Consider the following 24,556-nt stretch of genomic DNA (forward strand, 5'->3'; position numbering starts at 1 on the left):
TGCGCTCCGGCCCGCGCAATTAAGTTAGCGCGAAACTTGCCGGAACGTTCCGGCATCAGGAAGGGGCCGAACGTTGCATCTGTCCACCGGGAAGCATCCCCACCCTCTCGACCCGCTCGCCGCCCAGGAGATCGACGAGGTCAGACGGGTTCTCATGGTGGAGGGCCTGCTGACCGACACCGTCCGGGTGGCCTATCTCGGGCTTGAGGAGCCGGTCAAGGACGAGGTGCTGGCGTACGAGCCGGGCACCCCCTGGAACGGCCGCCGCGCCCGCGTGTTCCTGCTGGACCTGGCCACCGAGGCCGCGCAGGACGTGATCGTGTCGATCAGCGCGGGCAAGGTCGAGTCGAGCACCCCCATCGACGCGGCCACGGACGGCCAGGTGCCGATGCTGGACGAGGAGCACGCGCTGGTCAGGCGCGTGCTCCGGGAGCACGCGGGCTGGGCCGAGGCGCTGGCGAGGCGCGGGATCGAGGATCCGGCGAGCGTCTACCTGGCGGCGCTCAGCGCCGGCCACTACGGGCTGGCGAAGGAGGAGGGCCGGCGGGTGGCCAGGGTGCTGGCGCACCTGATGCCCACGCCGGAGAGCCTTCCGTGGGCGCACCCGGTGGACGGCCTGGTCGCGTACGTGGACCTGGTCAAGGGCGAGGTCCTGGAGATCGTGGACACCGGCCCCCAGCCGATTCCGCAGGAGTCCGGCGACTACGGTCAGGGCCCGTACCGCACCACGCAGAAGCCGATCCACATCACCCAGCCGCAGGGCCCCAGCTTCACGGTCGACGGCCCGCTGATCACCTGGGAGAAGTGGAGCCTGCGCCTCGGCTACGACATGCGCGAGGGACTGACCCTGCACCAGATCGGCTTCGAGGACGACGGCCGCACCAGGCCCATCGTCTACCGGGCGTCGGTGGCCGAGATGGTGGTCCCGTACGGTGACCCGAGCCCCATCCGCTTCTGGCAGAACTACTTCGACACCGGCGAGTACCAACTCGGCAAGCTCGCCAACTCCCTCGAACTCGGCTGCGACTGCCTCGGCGACATCACCTACTTCGACGCCGTCGTGACGGACGGCGCGGGCATGCCCAAGGTGATCACGAACGCCATCTGCATGCACGAGGAGGACTACGGCGTGCTGTGGAAGCACACCGACCCGGCCAACGGCTCCAGGGAGACCCGCAGGCAGCGGCGCCTGGTGATCTCCTTCTTCGTGACGGTGGGCAACTACGACTACGGCTTCTACTGGTACCTCTACCTCGACGGCACCATCGAGCTGGAGGTCAAGGCCACCGGCATCGTCTTCACCGGCGCCTACGACGAGCGGGCCGCCCCGTACGCGTCGGAGGTCGCCCCCGGCCTGGCGGCGCCCTACCACCAGCACCTGTTCGGCGCCCGGCTGGACATGACGGTGGACGGCGTGGCCAACGCCGTGGACGAGGTGCAGGCCGTCCCGGCCGTCAGCGAGTACGGCAACGCCTTCGGCCGCGCCGTCACCCGCCTGCGCACCGAGGCGGAGGCCAGGCGCGACGCCGACCTCAAGGCAGAACGCACCTGGCACGTCGTCAACCCCGGCGTGCGCAACCGTCTCGGCGGCCCGGTCGGCTACGCCCTGCACCCCGAGGGCAGGCCGACCCTGATGGCCACGCCCGGCTCCAGCATCCACCGCAGGGCCGAGTTCGCCACCAACCACCTGTGGGTCACCCGCTACCACCCAGCGGAGCGCTATCCCGCCGGCGACCTGGTCAACCAGCATCCCGGCGGCGCGGGCCTGCCCGCCTACACCAGGGCCGACCGCGACATCGACGGCCAGGACATCGTGCTGTGGCACACGTTCGGCCTGACCCATTTCCCCCGCACCGAGGACTGGCCGATCATGCCGGTCGACACCTGCGGGTTCGTGCTCAAGCCGGTCGGGTTCTTCGACCGGAACCCGACGCTCGACGTCCCGCCGAGCGACCGGAACCCGACGCTCGACGCCCTGCCGAGCGACCGGAACCCGACGCTCGACGCCCTGCCGAGCGCCGCCGAACGTTCCTGCCATTAGAGGAGAAGAGGCCCATGCGTCCCATACGCCTGGCCTGCGGTGTCGCGGCAGCCCTGCTCGCTTCCGCCTGCGCCGCCACCGGAACGACCACCACCCCCACGGCCGGGGGCCAGGAGACGGCCGCGCCCGGCTACCTGACCGTCGCCGACCAGGCCCTCCCCCCGGGAGGCGCGCTCAACGTGCAGGTGCACATCGACAGCGGCGCGGCCACCGGGTACGACCCGCAACTCGCCGACGTCGCCACCACCTGGCAACTCCTGTCGCTGTCCTACGAGACGCTGGTCACGGTCGGCCCCGACTTCAGCGTCCAGCCGCTGCTGGCCGAGAAGTGGGACACCCCCGACGACAAGACCTACGTCTTCCACCTGCGCGAGGGCGTCTCCTTCTCCAACGGCAGGAAGATGACGGCCGACGACGTGGTGGGCAGCCTGAAGCGGCTGCTGGCCTCCAAGTCGGTGTGGCGGGGTCAGCTCGGCCCGGTCGAAGACGTCGTCAAGGACGGCGACGACAAGGTCAAGGTCACGCTGAAGGAGCCGTACACGCCGTTCCTGACCGCCCTGGCCAACGTGCCCGCCGCGGTCCTGCCGATGAAGGAGATCGACGACAAGTCCGTCGATCCGGCCACCACGCTGCTCGGCACCGGCCCGTACGTGGTCCAGGACCACCGCCAGGACGTGTCGTGGACGTTCAAGCGCAACGACAAGTACTGGAGCGAGGGCAAGCCGGCGGCCGACACCCTCAACATCACGATCGCCCCCGAGGAGGCCGCGCGCATCGCCTCCCTGCAGAACGGCAGCGCCGCGCTGGCCACCCTCGGCAACGTCGACTCGGCCAGCATGCTGGCCGGCGCGAAGGACGTGCGGGTCGTCACCCAGGCCACCACGGACTTCTACTATCTGATGCTCAACAGCCTGAAGGCCGGCTCGAAGCTCGCCGACCCGAAGGTGCGCCAGGCCATCAACATCGCGCTCGACCCGAAGCAGATCGCCGACGTGGCGCTCGGCGGCAAGGGCAAGCCGACCGCCATCACCCCGGTTGACCTGCCGGGCGCCTGCGACCCGGCCGCGCTGCCGTCGGCCGGGCAGAACGTGGAGCAGGCCAAGAAGTTGCTGGCCGAGGCCGGCGCGCAGAACCTGTCGTTCACGCTGAGCATCTACAACACCGAGCCGGCCCCGGCCGTCGCCCAGGTGATCCAGCAGAACCTGCAGCAGGCCGGCATCACCGTCAAGATCGAGCAGATGGACGAGGCGAGCTGGTCGGGCAAGGTGTACGGCAAAGCGCCCGCCGACTTCGACGCCGCCCTGTCCTGGTTCGCCGGCTACGCCGACGCCGGCATGGTCACCAAGTGGTGGAACCCGGAGTCGGCCGGCTTCAACGTCGGCTTCATGAAGCCGGACAAGGAGCTCAACGCGGCCATCGACGCGGCCGGCAAGGAGCCCGCCGGCGCGGCCAGGGACAAGGCGCTGACCGAGGTGTGCGCCAAGGCCGACGCGGACGCCCAGATGATCCCGCTGGTCACCCGCCCGGCCACGGTCGCCTTCAGGGGCGACGCGCTCAGCCCGAGCCTGTACGCCACCGAGGGCTACGGCAACGTGCTGCGCCTGGTCTCCGACGCCCGAGTGAAGAAGACCCAGTAACCATGCGGCTGCTGATGTGGTGGTCCGGCCGGGCGCTCAGCTCGGCCGCCACGCTCCTGGGCGTCTCGGTGCTGATCTTCGCGGCCGTGCGGCTGATGCCGGGCGGCTTCGCGGAGACCGTGCTCGGGCCGTTCGCCACCCCCGAGCAGAAGGCGGAGCTGGCCGCCCGCTACGGGCTGGACCAGCCGGTGTTCATGCAGTACGGGCACTGGCTGGGCGCCGTCGCGGGCGGCGACTTCGGCGTTTCCATGATCAGCCGCCAGCCGGTGGGCGCGGAACTGCTGGCCCGCCTGCCGGTGACGGCCGAGCTGACCGTGCTGGCGGTGGCCGCGAGCGTGCTGCTCGGCGTGCCGCTGGGCGTGCTCACCGCCGTGCGGGCCCGCCCCGGCGGCGGCGGCGCGGCCGGGCGGCTGCTCAGCGGCCTCGGCGTCAGCGTGCCGGAGTTCGTGCTGGGCAGCCTGGTGGTGTTCCTCTTCTCCCGGTACGCCCTGGGCCTCCAGGTCGGCACCTGGGTGCCGATCGGCCGGGACCCGGCGGCGAACCTCGCCACGATGATCCTGCCGGCGGCCGTCCTGTCGGTGTTCTCCATCTCGGTCACCGCCAGAACCACCCGCGACGCGGTCATGACCGTGCTGGTCGAGCCGTACGTCACGGCCGCCGTCGGGCGCGGCGAGTCGCCGTGGTTCATCGTCAGGCACCACATCCTGCGCAACGCCGCCACGCCCGTGGTCACGCTGATCGGCACGACGACGGCGTACCTGCTGGGTGGCGCGCTGATCGTGGAGCACGTGTTCAACCTGCCGGGCATCGGCTCCTACATCGTGCAGGCCGTCGGCCGCAGGGACTACGCGGTCGTGCAGGCCGGGGTGCTGCTCGCGGCCGGGGTGTTCATCGTGATGAACGTGCTGATCGACCTGCTCGTCGGAAGCATCGACCCCCGGCTAGGGGTAACGGCGGGAGGTCGCTCGTGAGGAAGCTGGACAGATTGTCCATCGGCGGGCTCGCCTGCCTGGCGGTCCTGGTGTTGTTCGCGCTCGGCTCGCTGGTCGGCGCCGGCGGAGACCCGGACGCGATGGTCGGGCCGCGCCTGCAGCCGCCGGGCCCCGGCTGGTGGCTGGGCACCGACAACCTGGGCCGCTCGGTGCTGCCGCGCGTCATGGAGGGCGTGGGCACGACGCTGCTGCTGTCCTCGATCGCCGTGCTGGTCACGGCGGTGCTGAGCGCGGCGTTCGGCATCATCGCCGGATACCGTGGCGGTTACCTGAACGAGCTGGTGATGCGCCTGGTGGAGGTGCTCTACTCCTTCCCGGCCATCGTGCTGGCGATCCTGGTCGCCGCCGTGCTCGGCCCCGGCCAGACCGCCGCCCTGGCCAGCATCGTGCTGGTGACGATCCCGCTGATGACCCGCCTGGTGCGGGCCGCCGCCGTGGCCGTCTCGCAGCGCGACTACGTCACCTCCGCCGTCATCAGTGGGGCCGGGCTGCCGCGCGTGCTGGTGCGGCACGTGTTGCCGAACGTGGCCGGCACGATCGCCGTGCAGGGCACGTACGCGCTGTCGGTCGGCATCGCGGTCGAGGGCGGGCTGAGCTTCCTCGGCTTCGGGGTGCAGCCGCCGCAGGCGTCGCTCGGGGTGCTCATCCAGCAGGGCGGCACGTACATGATCGCCGCGCCCTGGCTGGTGCTCGGCCCGGGGATCGTGCTCGTGGTGGCGATCCTGGCGATCAACGTGGTGGGCGACGGCCTGCGCGACCGGCTCGAACCCAGGGAGACGAGGTCTTTGACATGAGCCTGCTCTCAGTACGGAACCTGGTGATCGACTACGCCCGCACCCGGGCGCTGGACGGCGCCGACCTGGAGCTGACGCAGGGGGAGACGGTCGGGCTGGTCGGCGAGAGCGGGTCGGGCAAGTCCACGCTCGGCTCCGCCGTCGGCCGGCTGCTGCCGCGCTCTGCCGCGCGGACCGGCGGTGAGCTGCTGGTGGCGGGGGAGCCGGTGTTCGACCTGCCCGACGCCAAACTGCGCCGCCTGCGCAGGAAGCACCTCGGGTTCGTCTTCCAGGACCCGATCGGCTCGCTCGACCCGACCATGCGCGTCGGCAACCAGCTCCGCCTGGTGCTCGGGCGCGGCGGCGACGTGGGCTTCCACCTCGCGCGGGTCAAGCTCGACGAGGCGCGGGTGACGCGCGCGTACCCGCACCAGCTGTCCGGCGGCATGGCGCAGCGGGTGGCCATCGCGATGGCGATGGCCACCTCGCCGGAACTGCTCGTCGCCGACGAGCCGACCGCCGCCCTGGACAGCCAGGTGCGCGAGGAGGTGTCGAACGTGATCTTCTCGCTGGCCGCCGAGGCCGGCGCGAGCATCCTGTGGCTCAGCCACGACCTGCCGGCGGTGGCCCGCCGTTGCGACCGGGTGGCGGTCATGTACGCGGGCCGCGTGGTCGAGTCGGGACCCGCCCGCCAGGTGCTCGGCCATCCCGCCCACCCCTACACGGCGGCGCTGGCCGGCTCCGCGCCCGCCGCGGCGGCGCACGGCGTGCGCCTTGAGCCGGTCCCCGGCCGCCCGCCCATGCTGACCGGCCGGTCCCCGGGATGCGCCTTCGCGCCGCGCTGCCCGTTCGCGCAGGAGCGCTGCGAGCACGAGCGCCCGGCCCCGGTCAGGATCCGCGAGCAGGACGTCCTGTGCCACCGCGCCGCCGAACTGCAGGAAGAGCTGACCGGGCGGCAGGAGGTGAGCGCGTGATACTCGAACTCGACGACGTCACCGTCACCTTCGCGGCCGGACCGCCGCTGCGCCGCATCCACCTGGACGCCATGCGGCACGTCTCGTTGTCGGTGGTCCAGGGCGAGACCCTCGGCCTGGTCGGCGAGTCCGGCTCGGGCAAGACCACCACCAGCCGGGTCGCGCTCGGCCTGCAACGCCCCACGTCCGGCACGGTCAGGTTCGACGGCCGGCCCTTCCCCAGGCGGCGGCGCGAGCTGGCCGGTCGCATGCAGGCGGTGCTCCAGCACCCGCACTGGTCGCTGAACCCGCGCATGCGCGTCGGCCGCTGCGTTGCCGAGCCGCTGGACGTGCTGGGCCGTACGGACAATGACGCCGTGACCGGGATGCTGGAGCAGGTCGGCCTCGGCGCGGACTTCGCCGACCGTTACCCGCACGAGTTGTCGGGCGGCCAGCGCCAGCGCGTCTCGATCGCCCGCGCGCTGGTCACCAGGCCGGAGTTCATCGTCTTCGACGAGGCGGTCAGCGCGCTGGACGTCTCCGTACAGGTGCAGATCCTCAACCTGATCAAGGACCTGCAGGCCGAGTACGGCTTCGGCGCCCTGTTCATCTCCCACGACCTCGGCGCGGTCCGCTACGTCGCCGACCGGATCGCGGTCATGCGCAGGGGCGAGGTCGTCGAGACCGCCGACACCCTCACCTTCTACACCGCACCAGAACACGAGTATTCCAAGCAGTTGCTGGAGGCATTGTGAGTTACGAGCCAAGGCTCGCCACCCCGTCGGAGTTCGCGGCGGGCGTCCCGCGCAACGCGGACCTGCCGCTGAGCCCGCAGCCCAGCCCGGGCCGCGCCTCGGTGGCGTTCGACCTGCCCGGCGTGCATGTCGGCACGGCCGAGTACGGCGAGGGCCCCACCGGCTGCACCGTGATCCACCTGCCCAAGGGCGCCCGCACGGCGGTGGACGCGCGCGGCGGCGCGGTCGGTATGAGCGGCGGCTACGACTACAACCACGCCATCTGCCTGGCGGGCGGCTCGGTGTACGGGCTGGCCGCCGCGGCGGGCGTGAGCGACGAACTGCTGGCACGCAGGGAGAACCGCACCAAGTGGGATGAGCTGCAGCTCGTGTCCGGAGCGGTGATCTACGACTTCTCCTGCCGCGACTCCGCCGTCTACCCCGACGCCGAGCTGGGCCGGGCCGCGCTGCGCTGGGCGAAGGAGGGCGAGTTCCCGGTGGGCCGGTGCGGCGCGGGCCGCACGGCCAGCGCGGGCAAGGTGGACTTCGGCCGCGCCGAGTTCGCCGGGCAGGGCGCCGCGTTCGCCACGTTCGGCGAGGCCAAGGTGCTGGTGGCGACCGTGGTCAACTCGGTGGGCGCGGTGATCGACCGCGAAGGCCGGGTCGTGCGCGGCAACTACCACGCCGAGCGGGAGGCCCGCCGCCACCCGAGCGAGGACTACGCCGAGCTGATCGAGGCCCCGGCGGTCATGGGCAACACCACGCTGACCGTGATGATCACCAACGTGAAGCTGAGCGACGTCGAGTTGTTGCAGGTGGGCCGCCAGGTACACAGTTCCATGCACCGCGGCATCCAGCCGTTCCACACGCTGACCGACGGCGACACGATGTTCGCCATGACGACCGACGAGGTCGAGCTGACCGGCGTGAAGCCCACGGGCCTGGGCACGCTGGCCTCCGAGGTCGCCTGGGACGCCATCCTGAGCGCGGCGGAGTAACGGCATGTGGACGTCCCCGCGTTACGCGGCCAAGGATCCCGCGCACGAGACCGAGCTGATCAGGGAGAACCCGTTCGCTCTGGTGGTCAGCACGGTGGACGGCGTGCCCCTGGCCACGCACACCCCTGTCCTCCTGGGTGAGGGCGGCACGCTGGTCGGCCACATGGCCAGGGCCAACCCGCACTGGCGCTCCTTCGAGTCCGGGCCCGAGGTGCTGGTGGTGTTCTCCGGGCCGCACGGTTACGTCTCGCCCACCGTGTACGGCACCGATCCGGCCGTGCCGACCTGGGACTACGCGGCCGTGCACGTGACCGGCCGGGTGGAGCTGATCGAGGACGCCCTGGAGGTGGTGGAGCGCACGGTCGCCGCGGCGGAGTCGTTGCGCGCGCCGTCCTGGGAGCCCACGCCCGCCTCCAGGGAGAGGTTCCACGCGCTGGTACCCGGGGTAGTGGCTTTTCGTGTGCATGTTCGTACGCAGCAGAGCGTGTTCAAGCTGAGCCAGGACATCGACGCCGAGCGGTACGCCCGAGTCCGCGCCGCCGCCTCCGTCGAGAACCCCAGGCTCGCCGAGTTGATGGACAGGTCATGACATTTCCCACGTTCACCTCCAGCCAGACCGAACCCCGCGCCCGAGGCAAGGAGTTCGGCACCCACCTGCGCGACCAGATCGCCGCCAACCTCGCCGGTTACACGGACCTGTTCACGGTCGCCGGCGCCACCGGCGCGCAGGTGCGCGCCTGGGGCGAGCGCGCGCTGGAGGCGAGTGCCGCCTGGGCGCCGTCGCTGGCCGAGGAGATGGCCGGCATCGCGGCGGGCGCGGGGCTGGAGCCGTGGCAGGTCGCCGTGATCAACGCCCGCACCGAGATCCTGGCCGGCATCGACATGATCGGCCACGGCGAGTGCTCGACCTCGGTGGTGCTGCCCAAGGACGGCCCGCCGCGGACGATCCAGACCTGGGACTGGCACGACCACCTGCGTGACGCGCCGGTGTTGTGGGAGTACGAGCACGAGCGGGGCCGCGTCGTGCGCACGTTCACCGAGGCCGGGACGCTGGCCAAGATCGGCATCACCACGGCCGGGCTCGGCGTGCACTTCAACATCCTGCGCCACGACTCCGACACCTCCGACCTGGGCGTGCCGGTGCACCTGATCGCCCGCCGCATCCTGGACGAGGCGTCAACCGTCGAGGAGGCGACCGAGATCGCCCGCTCGGCCACCGTCTCGGCCTCCACCGTCATCACGGTCGTCACCGAGGCGCAGGCGGCCTCCATCGAGATCTCCCCGGCCGGGGTGGCCGCCATCCCGCCGGACCCCGATGGCGTCCTGCTGCACTGCAACCACTTCCTCGACCCGGACCTGGCGACGGGGGAGCGGCACGCCACCGCGCGGCCGGGCACCTACCGCAGGCTGGCCCACCTGGAGGACAACGTCGAGGGCCTGAGCGGCGCGGACCTGAACGCGCGGGCGCTGGCCATGCTCAGCCACGAGCCCGACGGCGCGCCGGTCTGCGCCCACCCCGACCTCACCCAGCCGCTCAACCAGCGCTGGGAGACCATCGCCACGATCGGCCTCGACCTGCCGGCCGGGCGGCTGCGGGCCCATCAGGGCGGGCCCTGCCAGGTCACCGAGGCGACCTGGCAGACCTTCTGAGCGCTCTACTCGCAGACCTTCCGAGCGCTCTACTTGAAGGCGGCGATCCCGGTCAGCGCCTTGCCGATGACCAGCTGGTGGATCTCCGAGGTGCCCTCGTAGGTCAGCACGGACTCCAGGTTCACCGAGTGCCTGATCACGGGGTACTCCAGGGTGATGCCGCTCGCGCCGAGCAGCGTGCGGCACGTCCTGGCGATCTCCAGGGCCTCGCGCACGTTGTTCAGCTTGCCGACGCTCACCTGCTCGGGGGTGATCGTGCCGGCCTCCTTCAGCCGGCCCAGGTGCACCGCCAGCAGCAGCCCCTTGCCCAGCTCCACCGCCATGTCGGCGAGTTTCTCCTGGGTGAGCTGGTACGACGACAGCGGCTTGGCGAACACCTCACGGTCGCCGGCGTAGGCGATGGCCGTCTCCAGGCAGTCCAGCGCCGCGCCCATCGCGCCGAACACGATGCCGAACCTGGCCTCGTTCAGGCAGCCCAGCGGCCCGGACAGGCCCCTGGCGCCGGGCAGCATGGCGTCGGCGGGCAGGCGTACCCCGTCCAGCACCAGTTCGCTGGTCACGCTAGCGCGCAGGGAGATCTTGTGCTTGACGTCGTTGACGGTGAAGCCCGGGGTGCCGGCCGGGACCAGGAAGCCCCTGACGCCCTCGTCCGTACGCGCCCACACCACCGCCACGTCCGACACCGAGCCGTTGGTGATCCACAACTTGGTGCCGTTGAGCACCCAGTCGCCGCCCTCGCGCTTGGCCGTGGTGCGCATGCCGCCGGGGTCGGAGCCGAAGTCCGGCTCGGTCAGGCCGAAGCAGCCGATGCGCTCGCCGGCCGCCATCGGGGGCAGCCACTCCTGCTTCTGCTCCTCGCTGCCGTACTTCCAGATGGCGTACATGGCCAGCGAGCCCTGCACCGAGACCAGGCTGCGCAGCCCGGAGTCGGCGGCCTCCAGCTCCAGGCAGGCCAGGCCGTAGGAGACCGCGCCCATCCCGGCGCAGCCGTACCCCTCCAGGTGCATGCCGAGCACGCCGACCGAGCCGAGCGTGCGGGCCAGCTCCCGGGCGGGCAGTTTGCCGGACTCGAACCAGTCGGCGACGTGCGGGCGGATCTCGCGGTCGCACACGCGCCTGACCGTGCTCCTGATCTCGCGTTCCTCCTCGGTCAGCAGCGTGTCCAGGGCGAACAGGGCGGTGGGCGTGGTCATGAACTGCTCCCGTATTTTGGATCCAATATTGAAAATCCAATATTGCACAGTTAAGGTGCGTTGACCATGGACGTTCTGAATCTCATCGGTGGCCGCTGGGTCGAGGGAGAGGGCGAGGAGTTCGCCGACACCAATCCCGCCAAGCCTTCCGAGGTGGTGGCGCGCGGGCGGTTCGCCTCCGCGCGCGAGGTGGAGCGGGCGATCGTGGCCGCCCGCGAGGCCGCGCCCGGCTGGGCGGCGACCCCGCACCACGCCCGCGCCGCCCTCCTGGTCAAGGCCGCCGACCTGGTGGACGCCAACGCCGCCGCGTGGGGCGCCGAACTGGCCCGCGAGGAGGGCAAGACGCTGGCCGAGGCCACCGCCGAGGTGGGGGGCGCGGCCCGGATGTTGCGTTACTACGCCGGCGAGGCCGACAGGGAGAGCGGCGAGATCTTCGCCTCGCCCCGCGCCGGCGAGAACGTGCTCGTCGTGCGCAAGCCGATCGGCGTCGCCGGGCTGATCACGCCGTTCAACTTCCCGATCATCATCCCGGCCTGGAAGATCGGCCCCGCGCTCTCGTACGGCAACACCGTCGTGTGGAAGCCCTCCTCGCTCGTGCCGCTGCTGGCCTACCGGCTGGCCTGGGCGCTCACCGAGGCCGGGCTGCCCGACGGGGTGCTCAACCTGGTCTACGGCGAGGCGGAGGTCGGCTCGGCGATCGTCGATCATCCTGGCGTGGACGCGGTCTCCTTCACCGGCTCCACGGCGGTCGGGCGGGCCGTCATCGCGCGCTGCGGCGAGTTGGGCAAGCCGGTGCAGACGGAGATGGGCGGCAAGAACGCCTCCGTCGTGCTCGCCGACGCCGACCTCGACCACGCCGCCGAGCAGGTCTGCCTGGGGGCGTTCCGCTCGACCGGGCAGAAGTGCACCGCCACCTCCCGGCTCATCGTGGCCTCCCAGGTGGCCGACGACCTGCTGGAACGGGTCGCGGCGCGGGCCGCCGGGCTCGTCGTCGGTGACCCGCTGTCGCCCGAGGTCGAGATGGGCCCGCTGGTGAGCTCCACCGCGCGGGAACGGGTGTCGGCCGGGGTGGCGCGGGCCGTGGGTGAGGGGGCCAAGCCGCTGGCCGGGGCCGCGCCGCTGGAGCGGGAGGGCTGGTTCGTGCCGCCTACCGTGCTGGACCTGCCCGGGACCGGGGTGGACTTCTGGCGTACCGAGCTGTTCGGGCCCGTCGTCGGCGCCGTGCGGGCGTCCAGCGCCGAGGAGGCGCTCGGGCTGGCCAACCTCAGCGACCACGGGCTGTCCGCCGCGATCTTCACCCGGGACCTCGGGGTGGCGCTGTCGGCGGTCGATCGGCTGGAAGTGGGGGTGCTGCACGTCAACTCCGAGTCGGCGGGGACGTTCCCGTACGTGCCGTTCGGCGGCGCCAAGCAGAGCGGGTACGGGCCCAAGGAGCAGGGACGGGCGGCCAGGGAGTTCTACACCCGCACGGTCACCGTCTACCTCGGGGCGCCGGCGTGAGCGGAGCGCTCGACGGGCTGCTGGTGGCCGACTTCAGCCGGGTGCTGGCCGGGCCGTACTGCACGATGTTGCTGGCCGACCTCGGGGCCGAGGTGGTCAAGGTGGAGCGGCCCGGCGCCGGGGACGACACCCGGCACTGGGGGCCGCCGTACGCGGGCGGGGAGGCTACGTACTTTCTCGGCGTTAACCGGAACAAGCGCTCGATCGCCCTGGACCTGAAGGCCGACGCGGAGGTGGCGCGGGCGCTGGCGGCGCGGGCCGACGTGCTGGTGGAGAACTTCAAGCCCGGCACCATGGACCGGCTCGGGCTGGGGTACGAGGCGCTGCGTGAGCTCAACCCCGGGCTCGTGTACTGCTCGATCACCGGCTTCGGGTCCGGCGCCGGGGCCGGGCTGCCCGGGTACGACCTGATCGCGCAGGCGGTCGGCGGGCTGATGAGCGTCACGGGCGAGCCGGACGGGCCGGGAACCAAGGCGGGCGTGGCCCTGGTGGACGTGATCACCGGCCTGCACGCCGCCCTGGGCATCATGGCCGCCCTCCACCACCGCGACCACACGGGGGAGGGAGGCCGCGTGGGCGAGCCCGGTGCCGGGTCGCGTGACGGCGAGTCCGCTCCCGGGTCGCGCGACGGAGAGCTCGCTCCCGGGTCGCGCGACGGCGGTCGTGGGCGCCCGGCCGGAGTCGGGCAGCACGTGGAGGTGTCCCTGCTGTCCTCACTTCTTTCCGCGCTCAGCAACCACTCCTCCGCCTACGCGGCGGCCGGGGTCGTGCCGCGCGCCATGGGCAACCGGCACCCGAGCATCGTCCCCTACGAGGTGTTCCAGGCCGCCGACCGCCCGATCGTGATCGCGGCGGGGAACGACCGCCAGTACCGTTCCCTGTGCCTGGCCCTGGACCGGCCGGACCTGGCGGAAGACGCCCGCTACGCGACCAACGCCGCCAGGGTGGCCGCCAGGGACACCCTGGTCGCCGACCTGAACGCGGCCCTCGCCGGACGCACGGCCGACGAGTGGTTCGACCGGCTGACGGCGGCCGGGGTGCCGTGCGGGCCGATCAACGACCTGGCCGCCGCGTTCGCCCTCGCCCAGGACCTCGGCCTGGAGCCGTCCGTCGAGCTCGACGGCGTCGGCCAGGTCGCCAACCCCATCCGGCTGAGCGCCACCCCGCCCGGCTACCACCGCCCACCGCCCGCGCTCGGGCAGGACGACGCGTGGCTCCGTGAGATATTGGGATGATGAGTCCGGAAGAGGCACGACGCAGGCCGCCCACGGCCCAGCAGTTCGTGCTGGGGGAGCTGCGCCGTGCCATCACCACGGGCAGGCTGCGGCCCGGCGCCCCCATCCGGCAGGACGCGCTGGCCGAGGAGTTGCAGGTCAGCCGGGTTCCGCTGCGCGAGGCGCTGAAGATGCTGGAGGGCGAGGGCCTGGTCACGTACCAGGCGCACAAGGGCTACTGCGTCGCCACGCTCTCGCTCGACGACCTGCGCGAGGTCTACCGCATCAGGGAACTGCTGGAGGAGGAGGCCGTACGGCGGGCCGTGCCGCTGCTCACCGACGCCGACCTGGCCCGGCTCGACGCGGCGCAGGACGACGTGGAGCGGGCCGCGGCGGCGGGTGACGTGCCCGCGATGGCCGCCGCCAACCGGGTCTTCCACATGACGCTGTTCGACTGCGCCGGCATGCCGCGGCTGGCCCGGCTGATCAGGACGTTGTGGGACACGACGGACGCCTACCGGTCGATGTACTACGGTGACGCGGGCAACAGGGAGCGGGTGATCAAGGAGCATCGCGCCACCCTCGACGCCCTGCGCCGCCGCTCCGCCGACGAGGCCGTGACCACGCTCAACGTCCACCGTGACCACGCGGTGGCCGAGCTGGAGCCGCTCCTGCATGCCTAAGATCGTCAATCATCGGGCGCGACGGCTGCAGATCACCGAGGCCGTGCACCGGATCATCGACGCCAAGGGCATCGACAGCGTCAGCCTGCGTGAGGTGGCGGCCGAGGCCGGGATGTCCATGGGCGCGGTGCAGTACTACTTCGCCACCAAGGACGACATGCTCCGGGCCGCGCTGGAGCAGCTCAACGTGCGCAACAGCCTGCGCGTGGCCGCCGACGACGAGGGAGATCCGCTGCGGCTGCTGCGGATGGCCATCCTGGAGCTGCTGCCGCTGGACGAGACCCGCCGCTTCGAGGCCCGGATCGGGCTGGCGTTCCTGGCCAGGGCGGTCGTCTCCGACGAGCTGGCGGAGCTGTTCAGGGCGGGGCTGCCGCTCGTGCTGGAGTTCTACGCCGACCAGATCAGGGCCGCGCAGGCGACCGGGCAACTGGCCGCCGAGCTCGACGCGGACAAGGAGGCGGACGTGTTGTTCGGGTTCGCGCACTGGCTGGCGCACGCGACCCTGCTCGGCCACTACTCGCCGCAGGCCGCGGTGACACTCGTGGACCACCACCTGGCCCGCCTCGCCCCCCGCTAAGACAGGCTCGTGGCCCACCGCCTTGCCCGCCTGGCCCCCGCTAGTCCAAGGTCAGGCCGGAGACGGGTCTGCCTCTGTGGTCGAGCAGGTCCAGGTCCAGGCCCTTGCGGCCCGGCCGCCACGCGAACGCCTGCAGCCCGTGCTCCGGGACCATGAGGTCCCGCTCCCCGATCCGTACGACCGCGACCTCGGCCGACAGCCGCACGATGCCGTAGGCCAGCCACCGGCGCGGCCAGCCCAGCCACGGCACGGGGCTGGCGTTGTGGCGGGCGCTCTCCCCGAAGACGGCAGGGCCGCCCAGCGGGCCGGACGCGGGGCGCGGTCCCAGCACGTCCTCGTCCGTCGGGTCGGCCGGGGTGGTGGAGCCGGCACGCAGGTTCCAGCGGCCGCCGCGCCTGGCGGTCAGCAGCCAGACGTCGAGCCAGAACAGGCCCACGCCGTCGAGCCGCGCGAAGGCCGTGGCCGCTTCGCGGTCGCCGACGTACAGGGAGAGAGGGCTGAAGCGGTGCCGGCCGCCGAGCGTCTCCGGCAACTCTTTCGGCAGGCCGTGCGCGATCAGGCGGTGGCTCTCGGTGACAGGGGTGTACCCGAGGTATTCGGCACGATCCACGGGTCTCATCGGACCTCCTGGCTCGCGGTCAGTTGGCGCAGGCCTGGCTGCAGCCGCCGAACCGGGTGGTGTCGGGTGGGGTGAAGGACGTGTCCTCGGTGCCGTCCAGGGCCGCCTTCATGGAGTCCTTCCAGATGGGGCCGGGGATGGTCGTGCCGCGGACGTGCTCGTAGCGCTTGCCCCCGATGGTGACGTCACTCAGCTTGTTCGACTGGGCGCTGCCCGGGTGCCCGAGGCCGACGGCGGAGGCCAACACGGGCGTGTATCCGGCGTACGTGGCGGTCGTGTAGGAGTCGGCCGTGCCGTCCATGCCCGCCGCGTCCCGGCCCAGGCCCTTCAAGGGGCTCTTGGCCAGCGCGGTCGCCAGCACGTCGGTCACGGCGTCGGCGACCTGCGCGTCCAGCACCTGCTCGCACCGGGCCGGGAGGGCGCGCGCGAAACCGCCGTCGGCGCGCACCTCCGTGACCACCCTGGGCGCGCAGCGCAGGCCGCGGGCGGCGAGGGTGGCGTACGTGCCGGCCACCGCGATCGGATCGACCTCGTTGATGCCGAGCGCGAACGTCGAGAACTCACGCAGCGGGAGCCCGTCGCCCCGGACGAGCCCGAGGCGCTTGGCCATCGTCACGCTCTCACAGAGCCCGACCCGCTCGGTCAGCTTCATGAAGAACGTCTCCTCGGTGGCCAGCGTGCCCGAGCGCAGGGTGGTGAAGTCGCGGGGCTCGCTCTCGGGGTTGGTCACCGTGTGCGCGGGGTCGGCGATGTTCTCCCTCTTGCAGTTCTTGAACGTCGAGTATTTGGGCGCCCGGTAGGCGGCGGCGTAGGGGAAGCCGTCGTCGAAGCGCAGGCCCTGCTCCAGGGCGGCGGCCAGCGGATACACCATCGCGGTGCCGCCCTGCTGGAGGTTGGGGGCGTTGCCCCGGCTGGTGGCCAGCGCCCTGATCTCGCCGGTGGCGGGGACGATCATGGCCTGGGCGGCCACGTGTGGATCGTCGCGGCCCACGTGGCGGTCGATGGCCTCCTGGGCGGCCCGCTGCGCGACAGGGTCGATCGCCGTTCTGATCGTGAGGCCGGCCTTGGTCAGCCACGTGTCGTCGACCTGCCGCAGTTCGGCCCGTACCCGCTCGCACAGGTAGACGTGGCGCCTGCCCGCGCAGTCGCCGGTGAACTCTTCCAGGACCGCGCCCCCGGCGCCCACCAGTACGCTCGGGCCGGTGCTCGCGGCGGCCACCACCAGGCGTTCCCTGGCCGGTTCCGCTGCCTCGCCGCTCCGGAGCACCAGGACTCCGGCCACGGCCAGCGCTCCCGCCGTCGCGACGGCGGCGATGACGATCCGTAAGGAGGCCACGTGCGGATCTTACGTGGGCGCGAGGCTCGCCGCGATGCCGTCCAGGACGAGCTTCAGCTTACGGTGGAACCACAGCGCGGCAGGTTCCGCCAGCGCCCGCCGCATGACCGGCGCGACCGCCGGGCCCGCCGCCTCGACCCAGGCTTCCGCCGTGCTGTCGCGCAGCATGGTCCCGTCGGTCGGGGCGTCCATCTGCTGGCCCCTGCTGAAGACGTCGATGGCCAGGTCGAAGACCGTGTCCACGGCCAGGAAGGCGTCCTCCACCGCGAACCCGCAGTCGATCAGTCGCCGCACGGCCCAGCCGAAGCGCAGCATGACCTCTTCCGGGAACTGCTTGAGCCTGAGGAACTCCTTGATCAGCCCCGGATGGGCCTCCAGGACCGACCAGATCGCGCCGGCCTGTGCCTCCAGGTCCGAGCGCCATTCCCCGGTCGGCTCCGGCCAGTCGGTGGCGCTGATGGCGCGGTTGATCGCCACCACCACCAGTTCCTCGCGGTCGGCTATGTGGCGGTAGAGGGCCGAGTGTGCGACCCCCAGCCGGTCGGCGACCAGGGCCAGGGTGAGGTTGTCGAAGCCGATGGCCAGCGCGGCGTCGGCGATGGCGGCCCTGGTGATGCGCGGGGGGCGGCCACGCGGGCGGCCGTGCACGCGCCACTCACGCGTGCCCTCTTCGCCGCCCATCACGTCCCCCCGGTCCGCGCGTACCGTGCCGGGCCGGGCCGCCGGCCGTGCCGACCCTCGCTCATGCCGGCACTGACACCTCGGCCCGTCATGCCGGCTGGGTCAGGCGCCAGCCTCTGGCCCGTGCCCGTTCCTTCCAGAACGCAGCGTACCGGCCGTCCAGGTCCAGCAGTTCCCGGTGGGTGCCGCGCTCGGCGATGACGCCGTCGGCGAGCATGACGATCTGGTCGGCGGCGGCGATCGTGGTCAGCCGGTGCGCGATCACCAGCAGCGTACGGTCGCGCGCCAGCGTGGTCAGGGCGTCCATCAGGGCCGACTCGTTCTCCGGGTCGAGCGCGGCGGTGGCCTCGTCCAGCAGCACGATCGGCGCGTCGGCCAGCAGCGCGCGGGCGATCGAGACCCGCTGCGCCTCGCCGCCCGACAGGTGGGCGTCCTCGCCGACCACGGAGTCGTAGCCGCGCGGCAACTCGGTGATCCGGTCGTGGATCTGGGCCGCGCGGGCCATCCGCTCGACCTCCTCCCGCCCGGCTCCGGGCCGCCCGAGCGCGATGTTGTCGGCCACGGATGTTCGCAGGAGCTGCACGTCCTGCAGCACGAAACCGACGTGCCGGTACAGCTCCGCCGAGCCGATCTCGCGCACGTCCACGCCGCCCACGCTCACCCGCCCCGAGCCCGGGTCGTAGAAGCGGGGCAGCAGCTTGGCCAGGGTGGACTTGCCCGACCCCGACGGCCCGACCAGCGCGGTCACGGTGCCGGGCTCCAGAGCCAGGCTCACGTCACTGAGCACGGGCGTGCTGCCGTCGTAGGAGAAGGACACCTCACCGAACTCCACCCGGTGCCCGGCAGGCGGCACCGGGTTCTCGGGCTCGGGCAGCGGCGGCGTGGCCAGCAGCGCGGCCACCCGCCCCGCCGACTCGGCGGCCCGCCGCAGCCGCATCGAGCCCATGTCGAGGGTCAGGAACGGCGCCGTCAGCGCCACCCCGACCAGCACGAACGGCAGCACGTCCACCGGCGCCAGCCAGCCGTTCGCGGCGAACCACACGCCGCCGGCCGCCGCCACGAACAACATGGTCGGCGGCGAGATGAGCGCGGTGGACACGCCGCTGAGCTTCAGCATGGGCCGCACCCAGGCGCCGAAGAAGTCGGCGAAGTCGTCGGCCGCCTCGGCGAAGCGCCGATAGGAGCGCCGGGTCTGCCCGAACGTCTTGATCACCGCGATGCCCTGCACGAACTCCACCACGGCCGCGCTGATCCTGGTGTTCGCCTCGCTCCAGCGCCGCATCTGCTCGTCGTAGCCGCGCATCATGACGGCGAAGGCGGCGGCGAACAGCGGCACCGGGATGAGGACGACGAGCGTGAGCCGCCAGTCCACGTACAGCAGGTACGCCAGCGCCGCCACCGGCGTCACCACGGCGGCGAGCAGGTCGAGCAGCGCGTGCGCGACCAGGTGGTGCATCTCGCGTACGTCGTCCTGCAGCACCTTCTTGACCTGGCCGGAGTTGCGCTCGCCGAACCAGCCCAGCGGCACCTTCGACAGGTGCGCGGCCATCCGGCGGCGCAGGTGGAGTTGCAGGTCGGCGTCCGCGAAGTGGGTGATGGCGCCGGCCGTGCCGAAGGACAGGAACCTGACCAGCAGCCCCGCCACGGCGAGCCAGGCGATCAGCCAGATCCGGTCCCGGTCCGATCCGGGGGTGAGCAGGACGCGGGCCAGTTCGGCCACGCAGATGAACGGCACGAGCGCCGAGACCGCGTACACGATCTGCAGCCCGGCGGCGACGAGCAGCCGCGGGCGGATCGGGGTGAGCAGCGCCAGCAGCGCGGCACGGTCGGGGGCGGGCGGGTCGCCGTCCGGCGCGGGCGTCACGGGGACGGCCGGTTCGGCGGTGATGGTCATGGTCGGGCCTCCAGGGGAGAAGCGAGGTTCCGCCATTTTGTTACAGACTGTCTTGAATTGGCAAGGGTTGCCTAACTATGGTGCCGGGCAAGGAGGTTTCCCGATGCGTGCTTCACCCGCCTGGTCCCTGGCGCTCGTCACGGCCACCAGCGTGCTGCTCATGCTCGAGGCGGCTGCCCGCCGACGCCGCCCGGCGCGGGCCCGTGCGCGTGGACGTCGCCGGGGTGATCACACCGGCCGTGGGCATCTCGGCGATCACGCCGGCCTGACCGCCGACCCACCCGCTTCATCACGATCGGCGCAGATCCGTTAAAACAGGGCCAGTACTACTTGACTGTCAGCCGCCTGTGGCAGGACGTCACGGGGGCGATGGGCCGTCCCGAGCGCCCGCCCAGCGGCCGCCGAGGAGATCGCATGACCTGGTTCCACGCTTCCGACCCCCGTCCCAACGCCGCCGTGCGGCTGTTCTGCTTCCCGCACGCCGGCGGCGCCGCCGCCGCTTTCCGCGAGTGGCACCGCGCCGTGCCGCCGGGCGTGGAGGTGCGGGCCGTGCAGTACCCCGGCAGGGCCGAGCGGGTGCGCGAGCCGTTCGTGGACGACGCCCACCAGATGGCCGACCTGATCGCCGCCGCCATGCGCCCGCTGCTCGACAGGCCCGCCGTGCTGTTCGGGCACAGCATGGGCGCGCTGCTCGCCTACGAGACCGCGCTGCGGATCAATCCCGCCCACCTGATCGTGTCGGGCCGCCGGTCCGCGCACGTGCCCCGGCCGGGCATCGTGCACACGGGCACCGAGGACGACCTGGTCGCCGAGCTGCGGCGGCTCGGCGGGACCGAGCCGGAGCTGCTCGCCGACGCCGACGCGCGTGACTACATCCTGCCGATCGTACGGGCCGACTACACACTGGCCGAGTCCTACCGCAGCCGCCCGGCAGAGCCGCTGCGGTGCCCCATCACGACCGTCATCGGCGACCGCGACCCCGAGGTTGACCCCGGCAACGCGGGCGAATGGGCCGAGCTGACCAGCGCCGGCTTCGCCCTGCACGTCCTGCCCGGCGATCACTTCTACCTGGCCGCGCGCCGCGCCGAAGTGATCGACCTCATCCTCACCGCCGCCGGACAGGCTTGGCCCTCAAACCCCTAGAAGGTCTCAACCGCACGGCGTCCGGGTGGCCGGCCGGAAGCGGGCGGCTCATCCCTTTCCGCGTACCCGCCCGGCCAGCTCCACCACCGAGCCGATCAGCTCCCGGCCGTTCAGCAGGACCAGGTCGTTGTGCCCGGCGCCGGTCACCTCAACGGTCGTCGCCCGCGCCGCCTCGGCTACCGAGCGGCTCAGGCCAGGGGGCACGATCGTGTCGCCGGTGCCGTAGACGACCACGACCGGGGCCGCTACCCGGCCGACGCCCTGCGCCACGGGGAAACGGTCGCGCAGCAGGGCGCGTACCGGCAGGAAGGGGTAGTTGGCCTGGCCGGCGGCGGCCAGGTCGGTGAACGGGGAGCGCAGCACGAGCCCGTCCGGCGGTTGCCTGAGCGCGAGGCCGGTCGCCACCGCCGCGCCGAGGCTCTCCCCGAAGTAGATCACCCGCGGGGTGTTGACGGCCTCGCGGGCGGCCTGGGCGTCGAGGAGCAGGCCCTCCTCGGTGGGGCTGCCCGGATTGCCGCCGTAGCCGCGGTAGTCCATGAGCAGGACCGGCAGGCCGTGCGCCGCCAGCGCCCTGGCCAGCGGCGCGCGATGCAGCCGGTTGCCCGCGTTGCCGCCCATGACCAGCACGGTCACGTCCTCTCGCGCGCCCGGGACGTACCAGCCGGACAGGCGCACGCCGTCGCGCGTCGTGAACGAGACGTCGCGCGCCCCGGGGATCACCTCTGCGGCGGGCGGCGGCGGGGCGCGGTCCGGCAGGTAGATCAGCCGCCGCTGGAACACCCACAGCAGCCCGAGCAGCAGGATCAGCACCACCACCACGACCAGGGCGGTGCGCGCGAACGTCGTCACCCGGACAACGGTACGCGCGCCTGAGCGCCGGGCAGATCAGACGACGGCGCCCGCCTGGACGACGTGGCGGATGTGCTTCGGGTCGGCCAGGACGCCGATGTCCTCCAGCGGGTCCCCGTCGAGCACGAGCAGGTCGGCGTGCGCGCCCACGGCCAGGGTGCCGATCTCGCCCGTCAGCCCGGCCAGCTCCGCCGCGCCGGTCGTGGCCGCCCGCAGCACGTCGATCGGCCGCTGCACCTCGGCCCGCAGCCGGAACTCGTGGTTCTGGTGCCGGTGCATGCCGCCGAGCAGGTCGGTCCCGAACGCCATCCGCACGCCGCCCCGTGAGGCCCGCTCCAGCGCGACGAGCCCGGCTTCGAGCACCTCGTCCACCTTGCGCCAGCTCTGCTCCGGCAGCCCGAACTCCATCCCTTCCTGCTTCAGCGCCCAGTACGTGACCAGCGTCGGCACCAGGTAAGCCGCGTGCCGCACGAACAACTCCACGCTGGCGTCGTCGATCAGGTTGCCGTGCTCGATGGAGCGTACCCCGGCCTCAAGGGCCCGGTTGACGGCGCGGGCGGTGTAGGCGTGCGCGGCGACGTACCGGTTGGCGGCCTCGGCCTCATCGACGGCGGCGCGCATCTCGTCCATGGAGTACTGGGTGGAGTCGATGCGGTCGGTCGGCGAGGCGACCCCGCCGGAGGCCATGAGCTTGATGTGGTGCGCGCCCTTGCGCAGCTCGTCGCGGGCGGCGGCGCGCACGGCGTCCACGCCGTCGGCCACCCGTCCGACGCCCGCGCAGCACGGGTGGTCGTCCTTGAGGTGCTCGCCCCGGCCGCGGAAGTCGGCGTGACCGCCGGTCTGGCTCAGCCCCTTGCCGCAGAACAGCAGGCGCGGGCCGCTGATCAGGCCCTCGGCCTGCGCGTCGGCCAGCCCGAAGTCGGCGCCCGAGCAGTCGCGGACCGTGGTGAAGCCGCGCCGCAGCATGCCGCCCATGATGCGGGTGCTGTGGGCGGCCACGTAGGCGGGCGACATGGAGCCGAGCGTGCCGAGGTTCGCGGTGGAGGCGGTGACGTGCACATGCGCGTCGATCAGGCCCGGTACGACCCGCGCCCCCGCCACGTCGATCACCCGCGTGTCGCCCGGTGCGGACAGCCCGCGGCCCGTCTCGGCGACGCGGCCGTCGGCGCACCGCAGGTCGGCCTCCTCGTACTCGCCGCTCGCCACGTCGAGCAGCAGCGCGTTGCGCAGCAGCAGGCTCATGCGGCGGCACCTCCGCGCAGCGCGCCGGCCGCGTCCCGGGCGATCGCCTCGGCGGCGGCCACCGAAGAGTCGTTGTAGCTGCCCTCGGCGTCGAGGATGTTCAGCACCCCGAGCACCTCACCGTCGTCACCGACGACGGGCACGTTGATGATCGAGCCGCAGCCCAGGCTCTCGATCAGCTCGTAGTCGGCGAAGATCTCGCGCACCGCGGCCCTGTCCCTGCCGAAGTAGGTCTGCCGCCCCTCGATGCACATGCTCAGCCAGCCCTGGGCGACCTCGACGGTCTTCTCGCCGCCCACCGGGTACTGCTCCGGGTGGCTGCTGTGCACGCGGCGCAGCGCCCGCCGCTCCGGCACCCAGGCCAGCACGGTGAACAGCCGCACGCCGACCTCCCGGCGCACCCGCTCCTCCAGCTCCTTCATTTGGCCGCCTCCTCATTCGTCGGTTCCGTCAGTTCTTCAAGCGATCGACCGGCCGTGGCCAGGCCGAAGACGACCACGCACACCACGCCTATCACCAGCACCGCCGTCGTCAGCCCGAACACCCCGGCGAAGCCCAGGCTCGCGGCCGACACACCGATGATCGTCGGGGCCAGGATGCTGCCGATGCGCCCGAAGGCGCTCGACAGGCCGGTGCCCGTGGCGCGGATCCAGGTGGGGAAGACCTCGGGGGTGTAGGAGTAGACGCCCGCGTACGTGCCGTTCAGGAAGAACGACAACACCGCGCCCGCGATGGTGATCGTGACGGGCGAGTCCATCTGGGACAACCAGAACGCGCTGACCGCCGAGCCCGCGAGGTAGAGCGCGATCGTGTTCTTGCGGTCCATGCGCTCCGAGAGCCAGGCCGCCGAGAAGTAACCCGGGATCTGCGCCAGGTAGATGATGATCGAGAACTCGAAGCTCTTGGTGGTCTCGATGCCGCGCTGCACGAGCAGGGTGGGGATCCAGGTGAAGAACCCGTAGTACGAGAACGTGATCACGAACCATACGAGCCAGATCACCGCCGTACGCCTGGCCATGATCGGGCTCCACAGGAAGCGCAGCGCGCTGAACAGGTTCACCTTCGGCGCCTTGGCCGTGGGTGCGACGGCGGTCTCGGGCACCGGCGGCAGCGGCTGGTTGGTCGCCAGCTCCACGCGCCTTTCCAGGTCGGCGACCACCTGCTCGGCCTCGGCCGTACGGCCCTGCTGGAGCAGGAAGCGCGGCGACTCGGGCAGCGAGCGCCGCCACCACAGCAGCATCACGATCGGCAGCGCGGTGACCAGCTGCGCGATCCGCCAGCCGTCGTCGAACGGCTGCACCACGAACCGCCCGAGCAGCGCCGCCATCACGAACCCGAACGAGAAGAACCCGGCCAGCGCCCCGATGAACCAGCCGCGCCGCTTGGCCGGCACGAACTCCGACAGGAACGGCGCGATGATCGCACTCTCCGCTCCCGCGCCGGCTCCGGCCAGCACCCGCGACCCCAGGAACACCTCGTAGTTCGGGGCGAACGCGGCGATCACCGAGAAGAAGGCGTAGAAGGCGAGAGCGTACATCATCACCTTCTTGCGGCCGATGCGGTCGCCCAGCAGGCCCGCGATCGTCGCGCCGAACAGGAACCCGAACGGCGTCGCCGACCCGATGATGCCGAGCTGTCCGTTGGACAGGCCCCATTCCTCCTGCGCGCTCGGCAGCAGGAACGCGACGACGGCGGAATCCATGCCGTCGAAGGTGTAGCCGAGGCCGCCGATCAGGAGCAGCAGATAGTGCGGACGGCTCAGCGGCAGCCTGTCCAGACGGGCCAACAAGGTCATCTGACACACCTTTCCCCAGGTCATGGCCCTGCAAGTCGATTGCGAAGCAACA

At 72.0% G+C, this 24,556-nt stretch carries 23 protein-coding genes; 14 read left to right on the forward strand and 9 right to left on the reverse strand.

Annotated features, from left to right (window positions below; genetic code table 11):
• Positions 1-73: 73 nt before the first annotated feature.
• The 9 genes from AB0I81_RS12880 to AB0I81_RS12920 are packed head-to-tail and all read left to right on the forward strand — an operon-like array spanning position 74 to position 9,778.
• A complete protein-coding gene (locus AB0I81_RS12880) occupies positions 74-2,041 on the forward strand; it encodes a primary-amine oxidase (protein ID WP_360654678.1) in 1,968 nt (655 codons plus the stop codon).
• A gap of 14 nt (positions 2,042-2,055) precedes the next feature.
• Positions 2,056-3,678: an ABC transporter substrate-binding protein gene (locus AB0I81_RS12885; protein ID WP_360654681.1), complete on the forward strand. Its 1,623-nt coding sequence runs from the start codon at positions 2,056-2,058 to the stop codon at positions 3,676-3,678.
• Positions 3,679-3,680: 2 nt separating this feature from the next.
• Complete coding sequence (locus AB0I81_RS12890; RefSeq protein WP_360654684.1) at positions 3,681-4,649, forward strand: ABC transporter permease; 969 nt, start codon at positions 3,681-3,683, stop codon at positions 4,647-4,649.
• A complete protein-coding gene (locus AB0I81_RS12895; protein ID WP_360654687.1) occupies positions 4,646-5,464 on the forward strand; it encodes an ABC transporter permease in 819 nt (272 codons plus the stop codon). Before AB0I81_RS12890 ends, AB0I81_RS12895 begins: the two co-directional genes overlap by 4 nt.
• On the forward strand, positions 5,461-6,417 hold the full coding sequence (locus AB0I81_RS12900; RefSeq protein ID WP_360654690.1) for an ABC transporter ATP-binding protein: 957 nt from the start codon (positions 5,461-5,463) through the stop codon (positions 6,415-6,417). The genes AB0I81_RS12895 and AB0I81_RS12900 overlap by 4 nt, the downstream gene beginning before the upstream one ends.
• Positions 6,414-7,151: a dipeptide/oligopeptide/nickel ABC transporter ATP-binding protein gene (locus AB0I81_RS12905; protein WP_360654693.1), complete on the forward strand. Its 738-nt coding sequence runs from the start codon at positions 6,414-6,416 to the stop codon at positions 7,149-7,151. Before AB0I81_RS12900 ends, AB0I81_RS12905 begins: the two co-directional genes overlap by 4 nt.
• Positions 7,148-8,128 carry a P1 family peptidase gene (locus AB0I81_RS12910; RefSeq protein WP_360654696.1) on the forward strand — a complete coding sequence of 327 codons (981 nt, stop codon included), beginning with the start codon at positions 7,148-7,150 and terminating at the stop codon, positions 8,126-8,128. Before AB0I81_RS12905 ends, AB0I81_RS12910 begins: the two co-directional genes overlap by 4 nt.
• Positions 8,129-8,132: 4 nt before the next feature.
• A complete protein-coding gene (locus AB0I81_RS12915) occupies positions 8,133-8,717 on the forward strand; it encodes an FMN-binding negative transcriptional regulator (RefSeq protein WP_360654699.1) in 585 nt (194 codons plus the stop codon).
• Positions 8,714-9,778 (forward strand): C45 family peptidase, encoded by a 1,065-nt coding sequence (locus AB0I81_RS12920; protein WP_360654702.1) that lies wholly within the window; start codon positions 8,714-8,716, stop codon positions 9,776-9,778. The genes AB0I81_RS12915 and AB0I81_RS12920 overlap by 4 nt, the downstream gene beginning before the upstream one ends.
• 29 nt (positions 9,779-9,807) lie before the next feature.
• Here AB0I81_RS12920 and AB0I81_RS12925 read toward each other — a convergent pair whose 3' ends face one another.
• On the reverse strand, positions 9,808-10,971 hold the full coding sequence (locus AB0I81_RS12925; protein ID WP_360654705.1) for an acyl-CoA dehydrogenase family protein: 1,164 nt from the start codon (positions 10,969-10,971) through the stop codon (positions 9,808-9,810).
• 66 nt (positions 10,972-11,037) lie between these two features.
• On the opposite strand from AB0I81_RS12925, the gene AB0I81_RS12930 reads away from it, so the two are divergent.
• From AB0I81_RS12930 to AB0I81_RS12945, 4 genes are read left to right on the forward strand one after another with little or no spacing between them, the layout of a single operon-like run.
• Entirely contained in the window at positions 11,038-12,471 is a 1,434-nt protein-coding gene (locus tag AB0I81_RS12930; protein WP_360654708.1) for an aldehyde dehydrogenase family protein, read from the forward strand.
• A complete protein-coding gene (locus AB0I81_RS12935; RefSeq protein ID WP_360654711.1) occupies positions 12,468-13,706 on the forward strand; it encodes a CoA transferase in 1,239 nt (412 codons plus the stop codon). The genes AB0I81_RS12930 and AB0I81_RS12935 overlap by 4 nt, the downstream gene beginning before the upstream one ends.
• Positions 13,703-14,368, forward strand: a complete 666-nt coding sequence (locus AB0I81_RS12940; RefSeq protein WP_360654714.1) for a GntR family transcriptional regulator — start codon at positions 13,703-13,705, stop codon at positions 14,366-14,368. The genes AB0I81_RS12935 and AB0I81_RS12940 overlap by 4 nt, the downstream gene beginning before the upstream one ends.
• Positions 14,361-14,945, forward strand: coding sequence for a TetR/AcrR family transcriptional regulator (locus AB0I81_RS12945; protein ID WP_360654717.1), 585 nt, complete (start codon positions 14,361-14,363; stop codon positions 14,943-14,945). The genes AB0I81_RS12940 and AB0I81_RS12945 overlap by 8 nt, the downstream gene beginning before the upstream one ends.
• A gap of 40 nt (positions 14,946-14,985) precedes the next feature.
• On the opposite strand, the gene AB0I81_RS12950 is transcribed toward AB0I81_RS12945, so the two are convergent.
• From AB0I81_RS12950 to AB0I81_RS12965, 4 genes are all read right to left on the reverse strand, one after another.
• On the reverse strand, positions 14,986-15,564 hold the full coding sequence (locus AB0I81_RS12950) for a hypothetical protein (protein ID WP_360654720.1): 579 nt from the start codon (positions 15,562-15,564) through the stop codon (positions 14,986-14,988).
• 19 nt (positions 15,565-15,583) lie between these two features.
• Complete coding sequence (locus AB0I81_RS12955) at positions 15,584-16,900, reverse strand: hypothetical protein (RefSeq protein ID WP_360654723.1); 1,317 nt, start codon at positions 16,898-16,900, stop codon at positions 15,584-15,586.
• Between the two features lie 9 nt (positions 16,901-16,909).
• On the reverse strand, positions 16,910-17,581 hold the full coding sequence (locus tag AB0I81_RS12960) for a TetR/AcrR family transcriptional regulator (protein ID WP_360654726.1): 672 nt from the start codon (positions 17,579-17,581) through the stop codon (positions 16,910-16,912).
• 88 nt (positions 17,582-17,669) lie between these two features.
• Entirely contained in the window at positions 17,670-19,475 is a 1,806-nt protein-coding gene (locus tag AB0I81_RS12965; RefSeq protein ID WP_360654729.1) for an ABC transporter ATP-binding protein, read from the reverse strand.
• A 414-nt stretch (positions 19,476-19,889) separates the two neighbouring features.
• Between AB0I81_RS12965 and AB0I81_RS12970 the strand changes: the two genes are divergently transcribed.
• Positions 19,890-20,618: an alpha/beta fold hydrolase gene (locus tag AB0I81_RS12970; RefSeq protein WP_360654732.1), complete on the forward strand. Its 729-nt coding sequence runs from the start codon at positions 19,890-19,892 to the stop codon at positions 20,616-20,618.
• 48 nt (positions 20,619-20,666) lie between these two features.
• Here AB0I81_RS12970 and AB0I81_RS12975 read toward each other — a convergent pair whose 3' ends face one another.
• The 4 genes from AB0I81_RS12975 to AB0I81_RS12990 are packed head-to-tail and all read right to left on the reverse strand — an operon-like array spanning position 20,667 to position 24,504.
• Positions 20,667-21,467: an alpha/beta hydrolase gene (locus AB0I81_RS12975; RefSeq protein ID WP_360654735.1), complete on the reverse strand. Its 801-nt coding sequence runs from the start codon at positions 21,465-21,467 to the stop codon at positions 20,667-20,669.
• Between the two features lie 36 nt (positions 21,468-21,503).
• Entirely contained in the window at positions 21,504-22,709 is a 1,206-nt protein-coding gene (locus tag AB0I81_RS12980; protein WP_360654738.1) for an amidohydrolase family protein, read from the reverse strand.
• Positions 22,706-23,131 (reverse strand): GAF domain-containing protein, encoded by a 426-nt coding sequence (locus AB0I81_RS12985; protein ID WP_360654741.1) that lies wholly within the window; start codon positions 23,129-23,131, stop codon positions 22,706-22,708. Before AB0I81_RS12985 ends, AB0I81_RS12980 begins: the two co-directional genes overlap by 4 nt.
• The gene (locus tag AB0I81_RS12990) at positions 23,128-24,504 is read right to left on the reverse strand and encodes an MFS transporter (RefSeq protein ID WP_360654744.1); all 1,377 of its coding nucleotides are present in this window, start codon (positions 24,502-24,504) and stop codon (positions 23,128-23,130) included. Before AB0I81_RS12990 ends, AB0I81_RS12985 begins: the two co-directional genes overlap by 4 nt.
• Between the last annotated feature and the right edge of the window lie 52 nt (positions 24,505-24,556).

Source organism: Nonomuraea sp. NPDC050404 (assembly GCF_040655495.1).
Classification (GTDB): Bacteria; Actinomycetota; Actinomycetes; order Streptosporangiales; family Streptosporangiaceae; genus Nonomuraea.

Coding starts and splice junctions, on each gene's coding strand:
- AB0I81_RS12885 (WP_360654681.1), top strand. CDS start 2,056: ATGCGTCCCATACGCCTGGCCTGCGGTGTCGCGGCAGCCCTGCTCGCT.
- AB0I81_RS12890 (WP_360654684.1), top strand. CDS start 3,681: ATGCGGCTGCTGATGTGGTGGTCCGGCCGGGCGCTCAGCTCGGCCGCC.
- AB0I81_RS12900 (WP_360654690.1), top strand. CDS start 5,461: ATGAGCCTGCTCTCAGTACGGAACCTGGTGATCGACTACGCCCGCACC.
- AB0I81_RS12915 (WP_360654699.1), top strand. CDS start 8,133: ATGTGGACGTCCCCGCGTTACGCGGCCAAGGATCCCGCGCACGAGACC.
- AB0I81_RS12920 (WP_360654702.1), top strand. CDS start 8,714: ATGACATTTCCCACGTTCACCTCCAGCCAGACCGAACCCCGCGCCCGA.
- AB0I81_RS12925 (WP_360654705.1), bottom strand. CDS start 10,971: ATGACCACGCCCACCGCCCTGTTCGCCCTGGACACGCTGCTGACCGAG.
- AB0I81_RS12930 (WP_360654708.1), top strand. CDS start 11,038: ATGGACGTTCTGAATCTCATCGGTGGCCGCTGGGTCGAGGGAGAGGGC.
- AB0I81_RS12940 (WP_360654714.1), top strand. CDS start 13,703: ATGATGAGTCCGGAAGAGGCACGACGCAGGCCGCCCACGGCCCAGCAG.
- AB0I81_RS12945 (WP_360654717.1), top strand. CDS start 14,361: ATGCCTAAGATCGTCAATCATCGGGCGCGACGGCTGCAGATCACCGAG.
- AB0I81_RS12950 (WP_360654720.1), bottom strand. CDS start 15,564: ATGAGACCCGTGGATCGTGCCGAATACCTCGGGTACACCCCTGTCACC.
- AB0I81_RS12960 (WP_360654726.1), bottom strand. CDS start 17,581: ATGGGCGGCGAAGAGGGCACGCGTGAGTGGCGCGTGCACGGCCGCCCG.
- AB0I81_RS12965 (WP_360654729.1), bottom strand. CDS start 19,475: ATGACCATCACCGCCGAACCGGCCGTCCCCGTGACGCCCGCGCCGGAC.
- AB0I81_RS12970 (WP_360654732.1), top strand. CDS start 19,890: ATGACCTGGTTCCACGCTTCCGACCCCCGTCCCAACGCCGCCGTGCGG.
- AB0I81_RS12980 (WP_360654738.1), bottom strand. CDS start 22,709: ATGAGCCTGCTGCTGCGCAACGCGCTGCTGCTCGACGTGGCGAGCGGC.
- AB0I81_RS12985 (WP_360654741.1), bottom strand. CDS start 23,131: ATGAAGGAGCTGGAGGAGCGGGTGCGCCGGGAGGTCGGCGTGCGGCTG.
- AB0I81_RS12990 (WP_360654744.1), bottom strand. CDS start 24,504: ATGACCTTGTTGGCCCGTCTGGACAGGCTGCCGCTGAGCCGTCCGCAC.